At 62.7% G+C, this 17,276-nt stretch carries 15 protein-coding genes; 5 read left to right on the top strand and 10 right to left on the bottom strand.

The window, feature by feature from the left end; translation table 11 throughout:
• Positions 1 to 8 precede the first annotated feature (8 nt).
• Positions 9 to 1,445 (top strand): type II secretion system ATPase GspE, encoded by a 1,437-nt coding sequence (gene gspE / locus HHJ18_RS08615; protein WP_296913995.1) that lies wholly within the window; start codon positions 9 to 11, stop codon positions 1,443 to 1,445.
• A 45-nt stretch (positions 1,446 to 1,490) separates the two neighbouring features.
• Complete coding sequence (gspF, locus tag HHJ18_RS08610) at positions 1,491 to 2,735, top strand: type II secretion system inner membrane protein GspF (RefSeq protein ID WP_296913992.1); 1,245 nt, start codon at positions 1,491 to 1,493, stop codon at positions 2,733 to 2,735.
• A 242-nt stretch (positions 2,736 to 2,977) separates the two neighbouring features.
• Here gspF and HHJ18_RS08605 read toward each other — a convergent pair whose 3' ends face one another.
• The 10 genes from HHJ18_RS08605 to HHJ18_RS08560 all read right to left on the bottom strand — a co-directional run bounded on the left by HHJ18_RS08605 (position 2,978) and on the right by HHJ18_RS08560 (position 14,588).
• Positions 2,978 to 4,339, bottom strand: coding sequence for a TolC family outer membrane protein (locus HHJ18_RS08605; RefSeq protein ID WP_296913990.1), 1,362 nt, complete (start codon positions 4,337 to 4,339; stop codon positions 2,978 to 2,980).
• 94 nt (positions 4,340 to 4,433) lie between these two features.
• Positions 4,434 to 4,787, bottom strand: a complete 354-nt coding sequence (locus tag HHJ18_RS08600) for a rhodanese-like domain-containing protein (RefSeq protein ID WP_296913987.1) — start codon at positions 4,785 to 4,787, stop codon at positions 4,434 to 4,436.
• A gap of 39 nt (positions 4,788 to 4,826) precedes the next feature.
• On the bottom strand, positions 4,827 to 5,516 hold the full coding sequence (locus HHJ18_RS08595; RefSeq protein WP_296913984.1) for a protein-L-isoaspartate O-methyltransferase: 690 nt from the start codon (positions 5,514 to 5,516) through the stop codon (positions 4,827 to 4,829).
• Positions 5,517 to 5,580: 64 nt separating this feature from the next.
• A complete protein-coding gene (locus HHJ18_RS08590) occupies positions 5,581 to 8,928 on the bottom strand; it encodes an efflux RND transporter permease subunit (RefSeq protein WP_296913980.1) in 3,348 nt (1,115 codons plus the stop codon).
• Positions 8,929 to 8,940: 12 nt separating this feature from the next.
• On the bottom strand, positions 8,941 to 10,128 hold the full coding sequence (locus HHJ18_RS08585; protein WP_296913977.1) for an efflux RND transporter periplasmic adaptor subunit: 1,188 nt from the start codon (positions 10,126 to 10,128) through the stop codon (positions 8,941 to 8,943).
• On the bottom strand, positions 10,125 to 10,826 hold the full coding sequence (locus tag HHJ18_RS08580; RefSeq protein ID WP_296913974.1) for a TetR/AcrR family transcriptional regulator: 702 nt from the start codon (positions 10,824 to 10,826) through the stop codon (positions 10,125 to 10,127). Before HHJ18_RS08580 ends, HHJ18_RS08585 begins: the two co-directional genes overlap by 4 nt.
• Before the next feature lie 91 nt (positions 10,827 to 10,917).
• On the bottom strand, positions 10,918 to 11,682 hold the full coding sequence (locus HHJ18_RS08575; protein WP_296913971.1) for a YdcF family protein: 765 nt from the start codon (positions 11,680 to 11,682) through the stop codon (positions 10,918 to 10,920).
• A 169-nt stretch (positions 11,683 to 11,851) separates the two neighbouring features.
• Positions 11,852 to 12,169: a protealysin inhibitor emfourin gene (locus HHJ18_RS08570; RefSeq protein WP_296913968.1), complete on the bottom strand. Its 318-nt coding sequence runs from the start codon at positions 12,167 to 12,169 to the stop codon at positions 11,852 to 11,854.
• Positions 12,170 to 12,180: 11 nt separating this feature from the next.
• Complete coding sequence (locus HHJ18_RS08565; protein ID WP_296913965.1) at positions 12,181 to 13,248, bottom strand: M4 family metallopeptidase; 1,068 nt, start codon at positions 13,246 to 13,248, stop codon at positions 12,181 to 12,183.
• A 143-nt stretch (positions 13,249 to 13,391) separates the two neighbouring features.
• Entirely contained in the window at positions 13,392 to 14,588 is a 1,197-nt protein-coding gene (locus HHJ18_RS08560) for an acyl-CoA dehydrogenase (RefSeq protein ID WP_296913962.1), read from the bottom strand.
• Between the two features lie 118 nt (positions 14,589 to 14,706).
• On the opposite strand from HHJ18_RS08560, the gene HHJ18_RS08555 reads away from it, so the two are divergent.
• The 3 genes from HHJ18_RS08555 (at position 14,707) to HHJ18_RS08545 (ending at position 17,158) form a co-directional block, all read left to right on the top strand.
• On the top strand, positions 14,707 to 15,672 hold the full coding sequence (locus HHJ18_RS08555; RefSeq protein ID WP_296913959.1) for a LysR substrate-binding domain-containing protein: 966 nt from the start codon (positions 14,707 to 14,709) through the stop codon (positions 15,670 to 15,672).
• Positions 15,673 to 15,689: 17 nt separating this feature from the next.
• Positions 15,690 to 16,229 (top strand): peptide-methionine (S)-S-oxide reductase MsrA, encoded by a 540-nt coding sequence (msrA, locus tag HHJ18_RS08550; protein ID WP_296913956.1) that lies wholly within the window; start codon positions 15,690 to 15,692, stop codon positions 16,227 to 16,229.
• Between the two features lie 350 nt (positions 16,230 to 16,579).
• Positions 16,580 to 17,158: a hypothetical protein gene (locus HHJ18_RS08545; RefSeq protein WP_296913953.1), complete on the top strand. Its 579-nt coding sequence runs from the start codon at positions 16,580 to 16,582 to the stop codon at positions 17,156 to 17,158.
• Positions 17,159 to 17,276: the final 118 nt, after the last annotated feature.

Here is a 17,276-nt window from a genome sequence, read left to right as displayed (position 1 = left end):
CCCTGACCATGCGCTATCTGCTGCCCTACGCTTTCGCCCGCACGCACCAGCTTTTGCTGGGCGAAGACGCTGGCCGCCTGACGCTGTGGCTGCACGCCGCCAGCGACCGTCAGGCGCTCAGTGAACTGGTACGCCGCCACGCACAGGACAATCTGGCGGTCGAGACACTGGATGCCAACGCTCTGGTGCAGCGCATCAGCAGCGCCTACGCGCAGGGCGAGTCGAGTGCCGCCGCCGTGGTCAGCGAAGTTGAGTCCGACGCCGACCTGTCGCGCATGATGCAGGACCTGCCGGCGGTGGAAGATCTGCTGGAGACCAGTGACGACGCGCCCATCATCCGCATGCTCAACGCCTTGCTGACGCAGGCCGCGCGCGACGGCGCCAGCGACATTCATATCGAGCCCTATGAGCGCCACTCCGCCGTGCGCTTTCGGGTAGACGGTACGCTGCGCGAGGTGGTGCAGCCCAACCGCGCGCTGCACGCCGCGCTGATCTCTCGCCTGAAAATCATGGCCGAGCTCGACATCGCCGAAAAGCGCCTGCCGCAGGACGGCCGCATCAGCCTGCGCATAGGCACGCGCGCAGTCGACGTGCGCGTGTCGACCTTGCCGAGCGCGCACGGCGAGCGCGCCGTGCTGCGATTGCTCGACAAAAGCGAGAGCAAGCTGACGCTGCCCGCAGTCGGCATGCAGGGCGACACCCTGAGGCGCTTTGAGGAGCTGATTTCCCAGCCGCACGGCATCATCCTGGTCACCGGACCGACCGGCTCGGGCAAGACCACCACGTTGTATGCCGCGCTGGGTAAGCTGGACGCCTCCAGTGCCAACATCATGACGGTGGAAGACCCGATCGAATACGAACTGCCCGGCGTCGGCCAGACCCAGGTCAACCCGAAGATAGACCTGGACTTCGCCAAAGCGCTGCGCGCTATCTTGCGCCAAGACCCGGACATCATCATGATCGGCGAGATCCGCGACTTTGAAACCGCGCAAATCGCCATTCAGGCCTCGCTCACCGGCCATCTGGTGCTGGCGACGCTGCACACCAACGACGCGGCCAGCGCCGTCACGCGCCTGACCGACATGGGCGTGGAGCCTTTTTTACTGAGCTCCTCGCTGCTCGGCGTGCTGGCGCAGCGCCTGGTGCGAAAGCTCTGCCCGCATTGCAAAGAGGTGGTAAGCGCCGACCCGCTGCGGCAGGGAGGCTACCACCCGGTCGGTTGCGCCGAGTGTGGGCAGAGCGGCTACAGCGGCCGCACCGGCGTGTTCGAACTGCTGGTCACCAACGTCGCGATACGCGCGCTGATCCACAACCAGGCCAGCGAAGCCGACATCCGCAGCGCCGGCATCACCCAGGGCATGGCGCTGATGCGCGAAGACGGTGAACGGCTGATAGCCGCTGGCGTGACTTCGCGTGAAGAGCTGGTGCGCGTCACCCGGGACTAGGGACTAGGGCCCAGACTGAAGCGCAACTAAAGCGGAACTGAACCGATGCCAGCCTTTTCCTTTGAAGCCGTCGATGCCGATGGACGCACCGCCAAGGGCGTGATCGAAGCCGACACCGCGCGCGGCGCGCGTGGCCTGTTGCGCGCCCGCGGCCTGGTGCCGCTCGGGGTCGATACGGTGGCCAATGGATCGTCGGGCGCCCAGGGCCGCGGTTCGCAAGGCCTGTCGCTGAACATGACACTGTGGCGCTCGCGCGTCTTCAACGCCGCTGCACTGGCGATCTGGACACGCCAGCTGGCCGGCTTGGTCAGCGCCGGCCTGCCGCTCGAACGGGCCCTGACGGCGCTGGCCGACGAGGCCGAGGATGAGCGGCAACGCGGTCTGGTGGCCGCCTTGCGCGCCGAAGTCAATGCCGGCTCCGGGTTTGCCAAGGCGCTGGGCCACTATCCGCGCGAGTTTGCCGACATCTATGTCGCGGTGGTGGGCGCGGGCGAACAAAGCGGCCACTTGGGCCTGGTGCTGGAGCGCCTGGCCACCGACCTGGAAGAGCGCCTGGCGCTGCAGGCCAAACTGATAGGCGCTGCGCTGTATCCGGCCATCGTCACCTGCGTGGCCTTCGTCATCGTGCTGTTTTTGGTCGGCTACGTGGTGCCCCAGGTGGCCAACGTCTTTGCCGGCAGCAAGCGCGCCTTGCCGTGGCTCACGGTGGCTATGCTGGCCATCAGCCAGTTTGTCCGCGGCTACGGCTTATGGGCTTTGATTGCTCTGGTTTTGATAGCATTCGGCGTCCGTTACGCCTTGACGATGGAGGCTTTTCGCCTGCGTTTTGATGCTGCCTGGCTGAAGCTGCCGATTCTTGGCAAGCTGGCCCGCAGCTACAACGCAGCGCGCTTTGCTTCAACCCTGGCCATGCTGGCGGCGGCCGGCGTGCCCATTCTGAAGGCCTTGCAGGCCGCCGCCGAAACGCTGCACAACCGCGCCATGCGCGCCGATGCGCTGGACGCCCTGGTGATGGTGCGCGAAGGCGCGCCGCTGGCGTCGGCGCTGGCGTCTAAAAAACGTTTCCCCGGCCTGCTGCCCATGTTTGCCCGTTTGGGCGAGCAGACCGGCACTTTGGCCGTCATGCTGCTGCGCGCCGCAACGCAGTTGAGCACCGAGGTGCAGCGCCGCGCCATGCAACTCGCCACCATCCTGGAGCCGCTGCTGATTGTGGCCATGGGCGTGGTCGTGATGCTGATCGTGTTGGCGGTGCTGCTGCCCATCATCCAGCTCAACCAGCTGGTGCGCTAATCCCATTTCCACATCATCCGTGCACTTTGTCGGCTTCGCCAGCCGTTCGTCTGTACTGTCGTCGCTTCGCCTTTGCCTTCGCGTTCAAGAATGATCTGGAAACGGAAAAAAGCCGAAAGCCGCATTACCGACTGGGCGATTGAATGCTATCAAATGTATAGCTGCTTACGCCCGTATTCATTGGGATAGAGGCCAATTTGATGCCTAAGCCCGAGATTTGAACGCCGCTCGCGAGGTAGTGGCTACCTGACCAGCAAGCCATTGATCTGCTGCAAATCCTCGGGACGCAAACTACCGCTGGCCTGGCGCAGGCGCAGGCCGCCCAGCAGCACGTTGTAGCGCGCCTGCGCCAGGTCGCGCTTGGTCTGAAACAGCTGGCTTTGCGCGTTGAGCACGTCGATATTGATGCGCACGCCGACCTGGTAGCCCAGCTTGTTGGCGTCCAGCGCGCTCTGGCTGGACAGCTCGGCGGCCTCCAGTGCCTTGACCTGGCCTTGACCCGACAGCACGCCGAAGTAGGCGGTGCGGGTGCTCTGGGCCACGGCGCGGCGCGCGCCTTCCAGGTCGCTGCGCGCCTTGTCTTTCAGCGAGAGCGTTTCCCGGACGCGGTTTTGCGTGGCAAAGCCGGCAAACAGCGGGACATTGAGCAGCAGGCCCACGCTGCCCGTGTTGACGCGGGTGGACGCGGTGCTGGTCGAAGTCGCTGAACCCGAGGGGTTGTTGGTGACGTTGTAGCTGGCGCTGGCGTCCAGCGTGGGTTTGTGGCCGGCTTCCGCTTTCTTCACTTCCAGCTCGGCAATGTCCAGCCCCGACTGCGCCTGGCGAATGCTGGGATGGACGGCTTCTGATTGCTGGACCCAGGCATTGGCATCGGCCGGCAGCAGTGGCGGCAGATTCACCGGAGCCAGCAAACCTTTGGGCGCGGATTCGGCTTTTCCAACCAGCTGGTCAAGCGCGATTTTCTTGACGCGCAAGTCGTTTTCGGCGGCGATTTCCTGCGCCAGCACCAGGTCGTAGCGCGCCTGCGCTTCCCGGCTGTCGGTGATGGTCGAGGTGCCCACTTCGAAGTTGCGCTTGGCGAAAGCCAGCTGCTCATTGACGGCGGCTTTCTGCGCCTGCACAAAGGTCAGCGTGTCCTGCGCGGCCAGCACGTCGAAGTAAGCCTGGCTGGTGCGCACGATCAGGTCCTGCTCGGCACTTTCAAGCTGGGCCCGCGCCAGCTCTACCTGCTTGAAGCCCTGCTCGTAAGTGGCCCAGTTGCCGGGTCGGTACAGCGGTTGCGTCACGGACAGCGTGGCATTTTGCGAATTGAAGCTGCGGTCTATCGGCGGACTGGTGTTTACAAAAGCGGTGCGCGACACGCCGGCGCCCAGGCCTGCCGTCGGCAAGATGCCCGCCTTGGCCTGATCGGCCCGCGCCAGGTTGGCGTCGTACTGCAGCTTGGCCGACTGGTAGGTCGCGTCAAACGCCCGGGCCGATTCGTACAGTTCAAGCAGACTCTGGGCCTGTGCCAGCGGGGCAAGCGCTGCCAGCGCCAAGGCGATTGCCGTCGACAAGGGACGAACTGAAAAATGGGACGTCGACAGTTTCTGGGGCGTGGTCATGAGCGTCCTGAAGGAATGAGTGAATCAGAAAAAATTAACGAATCAGCCAATAAAAATCAAGCGGTCGGCTCAAGTCCGCCTCAATGAAACCCGTTCAGTAACGCGGAACCGACGGATCGAGCTGCTGCGACCAGGCGTCAATGCCGCCTTGCAGATTGACCACTTGGGTAAAGCCGCTTTGCGCCAGGTAGTTGGCGACCTGCAGGCTGCGCATGCCGTGGTGGCACAGGCAGGCGATTGGCTGATCGGTGTGGCTGGATTGCAACTCGGCCAGACGCGCCGGAAGCTCGCGCATGGGAATGGTTAGCAGCGTGAAGCCGTCCGGCTTGACCGAGGCGGTCTGCACCTCCCAGGGCTCGCGCACGTCAAGCACCAGCGGAAGGCTGGCCGCTGCCGTGGCGCGGTCGCGCCAGGCGGCGAAATCGGAAGGATTCAGTTGGGAAATCATCAAGCTACCTTTTGCGGCTTATTCGGCTTATGCAGGGTTTCAGAAAGTGAATGTCGATGGTTCCGGAAAATTGAGCAGCCGCGGCGCCACGGTGTCCCAGGCCTGCGTCGTGCGCCAGCCGTCCTGGCTGACGCGCGTGATCAAGGTGGCGCGCATCATGGGCTCAAAACCGGTGATGGCGCTCAGCCGCCCGCCGACCTTGAGCAGGTCCAGCAGCGCTGCCGGCACCTCGGCTACCGAGCCGCTCAGCACAATCACGTCAAAAGGGCCGCGCAGCGGGCCGTTGTCGGAGACAGCTTCAGCCAGGTTGGCCGCGCCGTCAGCCAGGCGCACTTCTGCGTTGTAGATGCCGGCCCTTTGCAGATTGCGGCGTGCGCTGTCGACCAACGCAGGCTCGATTTCCAGCGTGATGACCTGCTGCGCGCAGTGCGCCAGCAGCGCGGCCATGTAGCCGGAGCCGGTACCGATTTCAAGCACTTTTTCGTGCTTTTGCACGGCCAGGTCTTGCAGCAGGCGCGCTTCAACCTTGGGCGCCAGCATGCACTGGCCGGCATTGTGCTGCGGCGGCAGCGGAATTTCCATGTCGACAAAGGCCAGCGCCTTGTGGGCCAGCGGCGCAAAATCTTCGCGTCTGATCACTGCAAGTAGGGAAAGGACCTGGTTGTCCAGCACTTCCCAAGGGCGTATTTGCTGCTCAATCATGTTGAAGCGAGCTTGTTCGTAGTTCATGGCGGGGCCTGTTGGTTGGGGAGTGAGAGAAGAAGCGGCGTGCATGAGAGGTAAACCCTTGATTTTAGCCGCGCGGTTTGACGCTGGCGGGGCTGGCGGGGCTGGTCTTGGCCTCCAGCGCGGGTGTGCTAAGCAGTTTCTTGCCAAACTTGCGCTTGAACCACTGGGCCAGATCGTCCATGTAGCAGTAGGTCACAGGCACCACGACCAGCGTCAGCAGTGAAGAGGTAATGACGCCGCCGATCACGGCCTGGCCCATGGGCGCGCGCTGCTCGGAGCCCTCACTCAAGGCAAAGGCCAGCGGCACCATGCCGAAAATCATCGCCAGCGTGGTCATCAGGATAGGGCGCAGCCTGACTTTGGCGGCGTGCAGCAAGGCTTCGCTGCGTTCCATGCCGGGAACGCGGTGGCCGTCCACGTCGGTGCTGTCTTCGCGCATGCGGATGGCAAAGTCGACCAGCAATATGGCGTTCTTGGTGACCAGTCCCATCAGCATGACGATGCCGATGATGGAGAACATTGACAGCGTAGAGCGAAACAGCAGCAAGGACAGCACCACGCCGATCAGCGTCAGTGGCAGCGAGGTCATCAAGGCCAGCGGCTGAAAAAAGCTCTTGAACTGGCTGGCCAGAATCATGTAGATGAACAAGATCGCCATCACCAGGGCCGACACGGCATAGCCGAAGGACTCGGCCATGTTTTTGGTGGAACCGCTGAACTGGTAGCGGTAACCCGGCGGAAAATTAAAGCCGTCCAGCACCGCCTTGATGTCGCTCGACACCTCGCCGGCCGAGCGGTTGTAGACATTGCCGTTGAGCGCGACTTCGCGCACCAGGTCGCGCCGGTTGATCTGGTTGGGCCCGGTGCTTTCCTTGACGCTGGCCAGCTGACTGAGCCGCACGATGCGCGAGGAGCCGTCGGCGTTGTTGCCGACGGCGCTGCTCATGAAGGGCAGGCGCGCCAGGTCTTGCGGTGCGTTGCGCGCATCGGGCGCCAGGCGCACATTGACGTCGTAAGTCTGATCGTCGGCAGCGCGCCAGTTGCCCACGGTCTGCCCCGCCACCAGGGTGCGCAGCGCGGCCGCAATCTGCGAGGCCGACAGCCCCAGATCCGACGCAGCATCGCGACGCACCGCGATTTCAATCACCGGCTTGTCGGCCTTGACGCTAGAGTCCAGATCGACCAGGCCGGGAATCCCCCGGATCTTGTCGCTGACGACGCGGCTCAGGCGCTCCAGCTCCTTCAGGTCCGGGCCTTGCAGCGAAAACTCGACCTGCTTGTTGCCGCCCACCGCGTCAAGCAGGCCGACATGCGTCACGGTCATGCCTGGCACCTGCCGCAGGCGCTCGCGCAACACGCCCGACATCTCATCTGCACTGCGCGTGCGCGCCTTGCGGTCGACCAGGCGCACATAGATGCTGGCCGATGTCTTGCCCTGTGCATTGCCGGTGTTGAGCGTGACCAGCGTGTACTTCACCTCGGGAAACTCACGCACGATGGCTTCCACCTGGCGCGCTTTGGCCTCGGTGGTTTCCAGCGACGAGCCTTGCGGCGTAGAAAAGTTGAGCGAGGTTTCCGAGAAGTCGGCCTTGGGCACAAACTCGGTGCCCAGCAGCGGCACCATGACGATGCTGATCGCAAAAATCACCACGGCGAGCGCCAGCGTGGTTAGTTTGTTCACCAGCGACCAGCGCAAGATGCCTTGGTAGCTTTCAATCAGCGATTCGGTGGCGCGGTCAAACCAGCCGGTGACGCGGCCAATGGTCTTGTCATAAAAAGTGACGGGCTTGTGATGCTTGCCCTGCGCTTCAATCGACGGGTCGTGCCAGATGCTGGAGAGCATCGGGTCCAGCGTGAAGCTGACGAACATCGAGATCAACACCGCCGCGACGATGGTGATGCCGAACTCGTGAAAAAACTTGCCGATGATGCCGCCCATGAAGCCAATCGGCAAAAACACCGCGACGATGGAAAACGTGGTGGCCAGCACGGCCAGGCCGATTTCCTGTGTGCCGTCGAGCGCGGCGTTATAGGGCGTCTTGCCCATCTGCACATGGCGCACGATGTTTTCGCGCACCACGATGGCGTCGTCAATCAGCAGCCCCACGCACAGCGACAACGCCATCAGCGTGATCATGTTGATGGTGAAGCCGAACAGGTTCATGAACAAAAAGGTGCCGATGATGGAAATCGGCAGCGTCAGCCCGGTGATCACGGTGGAGCGCCAGGAGTTGAGAAACAAAAAGACGATCAGCACCGTCAGCAGCGCGCCTTCTATCAGCGTGCGGCGCACGTTTTCAACCGCCACGCGTATCGGGCGCGAACCGTCGGTGATCAGTTCCAGCCGCACGCCCGGCGGCAGCAGGGGCTGCATCTCGGCGACGGCCTTGTTAAGCCCGTCCACCACGCCTATGGTGTTTTCGTCCTGCGCTTTTTGCACCGTCAGCAGCAAAGTGCGCTGGCCGTTGTACAGCGCCAGCGTATCGAGTTCCTGGGCGCCGTCGGCAATACGCGCGACCTGGTCCACAGTCACCGGCGCGCCGGTGCTGCCGCTACCGTTGGCGCTGGCCGGGGCCTTGCGCGCCACAATGATTTTGCCAAAGTCCTCGGGCCGCTGCATGCGCGCATCGATCTTGACTGCGCGCTCTTGCGCCAGCGAGCGGATCGCGCCCACCGGCAGGTCCTGGTTCTCGTTGCGCACGGCATTGACGACCTGGTCGGCGCTGATGCCGAGTGATTCCATGGCCTGCGGATTGAGGTAGACATTGATCTCGCGCTTGGTGCCGCCCACCAGCGCGACCGAACCGGCGCCACGGACATTTTCCAGGCGTTTTTTCAGCACCTGGTCAGCCCAGTTGGTCAGTTCGACCGCACTGAGTTGGGCGGTCTGGCGCGCCGCGCCGGACCGCTCCAAGCAAGCGCGCGCCCCCTCGGGGGGCAGCGCAGCACACGCAGTGGCAAGCGTGGGGGCCATATCTGGCATAACCGCAATAGACCAGATGGCGCGGCTGCTCGGGTCAAAGCGCAAGACGCGCGGCTCTTTCACTTCGGTGCGAAAGCTGGGCCGGATCGCCGCGATTTTTTCGCGCACATCTTCAGCCGCCTTGCGCCCGTCCACATAAAGCTGAAACTCGATGATGACGATGGCCTGGCTTTCCAGGCTACGCGAAGTCAGCGTGTTGATGCCGGCAATCGAGTTGACGCCTTCCTCGATTTTCTTGGTGACTTCGCTTTCAACAATCTCGGGCGAAGCGCCGGGGTAGTCGGCCGTCACCACCACCACCGGAAAGTCGATGTTGGGGAATTGGTCCACCTGCATGCGCTGGTAGGAGAAAAGGCCAAGCACCACGATGGCTAGCATGACCATGGTGGCGAACACCGGATTTTTCAGACTGACCTGGGTGAACCACATGGCGGCGTGGCCTCAAGGCGCCGGTTTGACGGGCGAAGTTGTACGGGCCGGAGTAGTCGGGGTGACCATCGGCGTAAACCGTACCTGCGTGCCTTCGCGCAAGGCGCCGATTTCGCCGCGAATCACCAGCGCGCCTTCGGCCAGCCCCTTGATGGCGACCAGCGTTTGGCCGTCGGCGCTGCCGCGCGCGCCAAGCTCAACCGCTCGGTGAACGACCTGGCCGTTTTCTACTGTCTGCACGTAAGGCGCCGGCTTGTCGCTGCGCACCGCGCTGAGCGGCAGCGACAGCAGCGGGACGCTGGCCGTGCCCAGCGAGCCCTGCACAAACAGGCCCTGGCGCAGCGGCAAGGCTGCGCCGCCCGGGTTGTCTATGCGCAGATAGGCCAACACGCTGCGGCTGCCGGCCTGCGCGCTTGGGTTGATGCGCACGACCTGGGCCTTGATGGTTTGCGGGCTGCCCTCAATTTGCAGTTCGGCGCTCTGGCCGACCCGCACGGCCATGGCATCAAGCGCGCCCAAAGAGGCCTCCAGTTCCAGCTGGCTTAAATCGACCACTTCAACAATCCTGGCGTCGACGCCGACGCGCTCGCCGGGCTGCGCCAGGCGCTGCGACAGCTGGCCGGAAATGGGCGACTTGAGCACCGTGTCTTCCACCGATTTGGAGGCAACTTCGGTCGCAGCCAGCGCCGCGCGGTAAGTCGCCTGCGCCGCATTCAGGTTGGCCAGCGAGGATTCCAGCGCGGTTCTGGAAATAAAGCCCTGGTCCACCAGCGCCTTGTTGTTGTCGTACTGGCGCTGCACCACGTCGACCTGGGCCTTGGCCGATTGCGCCTGCGCGCGCGCCTGCCGCACGCGCGACTGGTACTCGCTTGCGTCAATCCGCGCAATCACCTGGCCGGCCTTGACAAAATCGCCTTCGCGCAAGCTCAAGCCCTGCAGTTCTCCGGCGACGCGGGCCTTGATGACGGCGGAGTTGACGGCCTTAAGCGAACCCGATACCGCCACGCCTTGCGCTACTTCGCGCGCCTGCGCCTTGACGACGTCGGTGTCGGCGAGTTCCACCTGGCGCGACTCCCTGGCCACGCTGGCCGCAGCCAGTGCCTGCTGCTGGGCCTTGCGCGCCGCCAGGGCACGCATCACCCCAGTGGCGATCAGCGCGATGACGACAAGGGCCACGGCCCATTTGATCCAGCGCTTCATGCGGGGGCTTTCCTTGATTTGTGGGCCGTGTCGCCAGCAGGCACGCTCATGCCGTACAACATCGTGGCGAGCTGCGCGGCGATGTATTTTTTCGGATCCATCTCGAAATTGGCTTGAACGCACACGCCCGTGGAGTGTTTGGCCAGAACCAGGAAAATCATGGGCGCCACGACGCTGTAAACCGCATAGTCCAGGTCCATCGCGCGGAATTCAGTGCGGTCGATGCCGCGCTGCAGGATGCGGCGGATCAGCGACTCCCCGGGCGCGATCACCTCCTTCTGGTAAAAAACTGCGATCTCCGGAAAATTTTTAGCCTCACTCACCATCAGCTTGGTGATACCGGAGGCCTTGGTCGCGCCCACGCGTTCCCACCAGGTGCTCAAGCAGTAGGCCAGCATTTCGGCGCTGTTGCCTTGAAAGGCTTCAAACTCCTCGTTCCATTCCTTGAAGCGGCCGGAAATGTTTTCGCGCACCACCGCCTTGAACAGCTCTTCCTTGCTTTGAAAATACAAAAACAGCGTGCCCTTGGAAACCCCGGCGCGCGCTGCAACTTCTTCCACCCGGGTGGCGGCAAAGCCTTTTTCTACGAACAGGTCAAGCGCGGCGTCCAGCAGCTCGCCCGGACGTGCCTCTTTGCGGCGCTCGCGTTTGGCGGCGCTCACAGCGGGGGTGGCAGAAAATGATTTGGGGAAAGACATGGTTACTGACTGGCTGGTTAGTAATGTAGCTAGTTGGCTTGCGGGCGTCAACCTGGGTTAGGGTAGGCCCGGCGCACCAAGGCCGCCTGCTTCACACCGCAAGAAAGCGGGCTGCGGCCAGCGCGAGCCATTCGCGCACCACCTGCTGCGACGCCAGCAGGCCGTAGGCCGATGGCATCCATTGCAGCAGGTCACGTTCAACCGGCAACACAAAGCCCATGGGCGCGGGCGTCACGCTCAGGCCGGCGCGTTCAAAGGCGGCCAGCGCGCGCGGCATGTGCCAGGCGTCGGTAACCAGCGCAATGCGCTGCACGCCGTCACGCTGCAGCAACGGTGCCAGCAGGCGCGCATTGCCCGCGGTGTCGCGCGATTGCGCCTCAGCCCAGCGCAGCGGCACGCCATAGTCTTGCTGCGCCACGCGCGCGGCCACTGCGGCTTCCGACTCCTGCTGCGCGCCTTCAGCGGCCCAACCCACGCCGCCGCTAAACGCCAGCGGCAAGCCAGACTGCCGGGCCAGCCAGACGCCATAGCGCAGCCGCGCTGCCGTTTGGGCGCGCGGTTGCGGCTCGCCATATTCGGGCGCCTGCGGCAGCAAGCCGCCACCCAGCACCACGATGGCTTGCGCCTGGCTGCTTTGCAGCGCTGCGGCCGACAGCGGTGCAAATTGCGGCAAGGCATGGCGTGCCAGCCACACCGCCGAGCCGTGGCAGCTGAACAACCAGAGCAGCGCCAGCGATAGCGTCAGCAGCAGCAAGCCGGCGCGCCTTCTGGTCAAGGCCAGCAACAAGCCGAGCGCGGCGAGCAGCAAGGGCGCCAGCGGTGGCAGAAGCAGGGCGCTCAACAGCGGTTTAAACATGGGTGGGTCCGGTCAGGGCAGTGAGTTGGTCGTCGACGCCGCCGACAAAGCAGACGAAGGGGGGTCGACCGGTTGGCCGGGTTTGAGGTTAACCCAGGATCGGACGCGCGCAGCCCGCGCTCCAGGCGCCAAAGCGCTGCGCGTACAGGTTCGCGTTTAAATATCTGGCTTACGCCAGCGCGATGGGCTCGGCGTGCTCGTGCAAAAAGCTGATCAGCTCGGACAGGTCTTCGGGCACATCGCTGGCCAAATACTGCAGCACCCGGTGGTGCGTTTGCTGCTTGGCCTCGTTTGCCGTGACCAGTTCCAGTGTGTAAACCTGCAGGTCGGGTGAGGGGCTCGGGCGCGGGGTTTCGAGTGACCGCTGCAGCAAACCTTGCAATTCTTCTAGCGGCCGCTCGGGCAAGGCGGCGGGCGCCACGGTGCAGCCGCGCTTGAGGCCGGCAAAGCCGCCGCTTTCGGTAAAAATAAGCAGGATCACGTCCATGGTCGTCCGGCCTAGAAGCCCACGCCCTTCCAGGCAGCCATCAGCGCCTGGTGCACGCTGCTACCGCGGCCGTGTTGCTCTACCGCCGTTTTTTCTGACGCCAGCACCATGTCGGTGAACTGCGCTTCGGTCGGCAGCGTCAACAGGCTTTCGTACCAGACGCCACCAGCGCGCTCCCAGGCCTTGCCGCCCAAGGCCGTGGCAAACAGGAAAAATGCGTGGTTCGGAATGCCCGAATTGATGTGCACGCCGCCGTTGTCGTCGCTGCCCCGGTACTGATCGCGCAGCTGCTTGGGCTGCGGGTCGGTGCCAAAGTAGCGGTCGTTTTCATAGGCTTTTTCGGCGCGGAAGGTGCGCAGGCCAGGCGCCGTGGCGGCCGGGCCCATGATGTCCTTGCCCACCAGCCAGTCGGCGTTCTGGACTTCCGTGCCCTCGTGCCATTGGCGTGTCAGCATGCCAAATACGTCAGCAAAATGCTCGTTGAGGGCGCCGCTTTCGTTTTGGTAAACCAGGTTGGCGCTGTAGCTGATCACGCCGTGCGTCAACTCGTGCCCGACCACATCGAGCGAGCGGGTAAAGCGGGTAAAAAGCTTGCCGTCGCCATCACCGTAAGCCATCTGCTGCCCGGTCCAGAAGGCGTTGTTCAGGTTTTTGCCGACATGCACACTGGACACCAGCGCCAGGCCCTTATCGTCGAGCGAGTCGCGCGAAAAACGCTGGTTGTAAAAGTCCCAGGTGAGGCCGCTTTGGTCATAGGCCTCGTCCACCGCCGGGTCGGCCTGCGAAGGCTCGCCCTCGGCGCGCACCAGGCGGCCCGGCAGGCCGGCTACGCCCTGGCTTTGCGCGTCATAAACGGCGCGGTTTTTTCCGGCCTTGCCGGGCACCGCCACTGCGGTCGGCATCTTGGGTGCCAGCCACGGGTCAAAGCCCATGCGCAGGCCGCGCAGCGCTTGTGACTGGCGGCGCGTGTCGGCCAGCCACAACGCAACATCCAGCTCGGTGCACTGGCCCAACTGCCTAAGCAAATAGGGCGGCAGGATGCAGTGCAGGCCGTGCCTGCACGGTGTGTGATGCAACATACTTCTATTTTTAGCACCGCCCCAGGCATCTTCAAAGCCGCGTTACCTTTTGCATTCACTGACCGGTTGAGACCACGGATTTTGAGTGCTATTAAAATAATAGCTACTTGCGCCCGTATTAATTGGGCTATAGGCCTAAATGATCAATAAAAGGCTTGCAAACCGGTCTGCGCGCGGCCGAGGATCAGCGCGTGCACGTCATGCGTGCCTTCGTAGGTGTTGACGGTTTCCAGGTTGATCATGTGGCGAATGACGTGGTATTCGTCATGAATGCCGTTGCCGCCGTGCATGTCGCGCGCCATGCGGGCAATGTCGAGCGATTTGCCGCAGGAATTGCGCTTGATCAGCGAAATCATTTCCGGCACCGCCCGGTCTTCGTCCATCAGCCGGCCGACGCGCAGGCAGGCTTGCAGGCCCAGCGCGATTTCGGTCTGCATGTCGGCCAGCTTTTTCTGGATCAGCTGGGTTTGCGCCAGCGGACGGCCAAATTGCACGCGGTCCATGGTGTACTGGCGGGCGCGGAACCAGCAGTCTTCAGCCGCGCCAAGCGCGCCCCAGGCAATGCCGTAGCGCGCCTTGTTCAGGCAGCCAAACGGGCCTTTCAGACCGCTGACGTTGGGCAGCAGATTGGCTTCAGGCACAAACACACCGTCCATCACGATCTCGCCGGTAATCGAGGCCCGCAAGCTCATTTTTCCTTCGATCTTGGGCGCGCTCAGGCCCTTCATGCCTTTTTCCAGCACGAAGCCGCGAATCGCTTCCTGGCCGCCGACCTGGCCGTCGGCGTCTTCGAGCTTGGCCCAGACCACGAACACGTCGGCGATCGGGCTGTTGGTGATCCACATCTTGGAGCCCTTCATGATGAAGCCGCCATCGACCGGTTTGGCGCGCGTCAGCATGCTGGCCGGGTCAGAGCCGTGGTTCGGCTCGGTCAGGCCAAAGCAGCCGACCCATTCGCCGGTGGCCAGCTTGGGCAGGTATTTTTCGCGTTGCGCATCGTTGCCGTAGGCGTTGATCGGGTGCATGACCAGAGAAGATTGCACGCTCATGGCGCTGCGGTAGCCGCTGTCGACGCGCTCAACCTCGCGCGCCACCAGGCCGTAGCTGACGTAATTGAGGCCGGCGCAGCCGTAGCCTTCAATCGTCGAGCCCAGGAAACCCATTTCGCCGAATTCATTCATGATTTCGCGGTCGAACTTTTCGTGGCGCGCCGCCATCAGCACGCGCGGCTGGAGTTTTTCCTGGCAGAAGGCATGCGCCGCCTCGACTATCGCGCGCTCGTCGCCTGTGAGCTGCTCGGACAGGAAGAACGGATCTTCCCAGTTGAATTTGGCTTTCATGGTGCTTGTCCTTGGAATGTTCGGCAAAGTGTAGGGCTTGTCTCAAGCCCTATTGTTCGGCAAGCATGAATACTTGTCTAATAGCAAATGCCGATTCAACGATATATTATTTGTATACATGGAATTTCGTCACCTGCGCTATTTTCTCGTTCTGGCTGAAGAATTGCACTTCGGCCGGGCCGCGCGCCGCCTGTCGATTTCCCAGCCGCCGCTCTCGCTCAATATTCAGCAGTTGGAGGCGTCGGTCGGCGCCCGGCTGTTGACGCGCAACAGCAAACAGGTGGCACTAACGGCCGCTGGATTGGCTTTTGTGCCGGCAGCGCGCGCCCTGCTTGAACAAGCGGCGCAAGCCGCCAACCACGCCAGGGACGTGGGACAGGGCATGGCCGGCAGCCTCGCCATCGGTTTTGCCGGCACCATGCTTTTTAGCGGCTTGCCCAAAATTCTCGAGCAGTTTCAGGCCCGCCATCCCTTGCTGCGCTTGATGCTGAAAGAACTCAGCTCGCAGGAGCAGTTGATCGAGCTGGCGCATGACCGGCTCGACCTGGGCTTTGTGCACACGACGCGCGTGCCGCCCGAGCTGAGCCAGATTCTGGTCGCCAGCCAGCCTTTTGTTTGCTGCCTGCCCGCCGGCCACGCGCTGGCGCGCCAGCAGTCACTGTCGCTGCAGGCCTTGCAAGGCGAGCCGTTTGCCGTGGTCTCGCGCGCGGTGTCGCCCGACTACCACGAGCGCATTCTGGCGATCTGCCTGGAGGCCGGTTTTTACCCGGAAATCCGTTACGAATTGCGCCACTGGCTGAGCGTGGTGTCGCTGGTCTCGCAAGGCATGGGCGTGGCGCTGGTGCCGGCGGCGCTACGCCAGTCGGCCATGGCCGGCACCGCCTTTGTGCCGCTGGACGCGGCCACCACGCCTTACGACACGCACTGCCTGTGGAAGACCGCGCGTAACAATGCGGCGCGGGCGACCTTTGTCGATGCGGTGCGCGCGGCGTCTAGCCAGGCCGCCAGAATCAAAACTGCCCGCAAGCCACGGGAACTGGCTGGGCCGCAACGAGTCAACCTCTCAGATCAACAAGTCAAGTAACGCAAGGAAACCCTCTCATGAACGAACTGCAAACCATCACCCTGGGCGGCGGCTGTTTCTGGTGCACCGAGGCCGTCTACGTCCAGGTGCGCGGCGTGCTGGATGTCGAATCCGGCTACAGCAACGGCCAGGCGGCACGGCCAAGCTATGAAGACGTGTGCAGCGGGCGCACCGGCAGCAACGAGGTTGTCAAGCTGAGCTTCGACCCGGCACAAATCACGCTGGGTGAGATTCTCGAAATCTTTTTCCTGATTCACGACCCGACCAGCCTGAACCGTCAGGGCAACGATGCCGGCACGCAGTACCGCAGCGGCATTTACTACTCCACGCCAGCGCAAAAACAGGAGGCCGACGACATGATTCGTCAGATGAGCCAGGACAAGCTGTTTGGCAAACCCATCGTCACTGAAGTGCTGCCGCTCGCCAATTACTGGCCGGCCGAGGACTACCACCAGGACTTCTTTGAGAAGAACCCGAACCAAGGCTACTGCATGGCCGTGGCCGCGCCCAAGGTGGCCAAGTTCCGCAAGACCTTTGCGCGGCTGCAAAAGGGCTGAGAGGCAGGGTGCCGCCGCCAACCTCCACGCGGCAACCCCTCCCGCCGACTAGCGCAAGCGGCAGCAGCCACGCGCTCTGCAATGGCAAGCGCCATGCGCTACCGGCCTTTGCTATATAAATAATAGCTGCTTGCGCATACCAAACGGGGGCTAGAGGCCAATTCGGTTGGAAAGTCCGCCGTTTCTTCGCCCTGCAGACTCTGGAATGGCCTACAAAGGGAGGAGGCATGACGCCAGAACAAAAAGCCAGAGTCAGCGTCGACGCGCTGCTTCAGCAGGCAGGCTGGCACGTCTGCGACATGGCTCAGGCCAGCATCCGCAATGCCCGAACAAAGCTGAGGTGCCGATAGATGCGCTTCTTGCTAGATACAAACATTCTGATTCCACTGGAAGACTCACAACGACCATTGGTTCCAAGTCTCACATCGTTTGTCCGCCTTGCAAATCTACATGGGCATGTGCTTCTGTATCACCCGGCTTCAGAAGATGATATCCGCGAGGACAGAAATGTTGAGCGTAGAAATCAGACGCTTCAGCGTCTAACCCAGTATGTTCAGTTGGATGCTCGACCGGTATGCCCGTGGAATGCGGCGGGTATGCGCATCAACGATGTACGTGACAACGAGATTTTGTACGCACTTTCGTTGCACGCAGCATATGCCCTCGTTACGGAGGACCGTGGCATACACGACAAGGCCAAAGCTAGAGGGCTGGCAAATCGCGTTTACACCATCCAAACGGCAAATGATCTCTTGCTGCGTCTTCATAGGCAGATCGCCGTTGCGCTCCCCAACGTTGGTGATGTTCCCTTGTATAGTCTCACCCCGCTTTTGGGCTCAGACTTTTTTGATAGTTTGAGAGTCGGTTACCCAGGGTTTGACGATTGGTTTTTGAGCAAAGCTGAGTCTGGCGTGCGTGCCTGGGTTTGACCATGCCCCTGAATTCCATACTCCATAGGCTGCTACCTATGCGGACTTTCTGTCTTGCTGCTGTGCCGCGATCCAGCGTTGTTCAAACGTCATTGGGCTGACATAGCCCAGCGTTGAG

This window comes from Polaromonas sp., assembly GCF_012927455.1.
In the GTDB taxonomy this organism is placed as follows: Bacteria; Pseudomonadota; Gammaproteobacteria; order Burkholderiales; family Burkholderiaceae_C; genus Polaromonas.
Note: the sequence above shows the minus strand (reverse complement) of the source record. Positions and strands in the feature narration are given on the sequence as shown.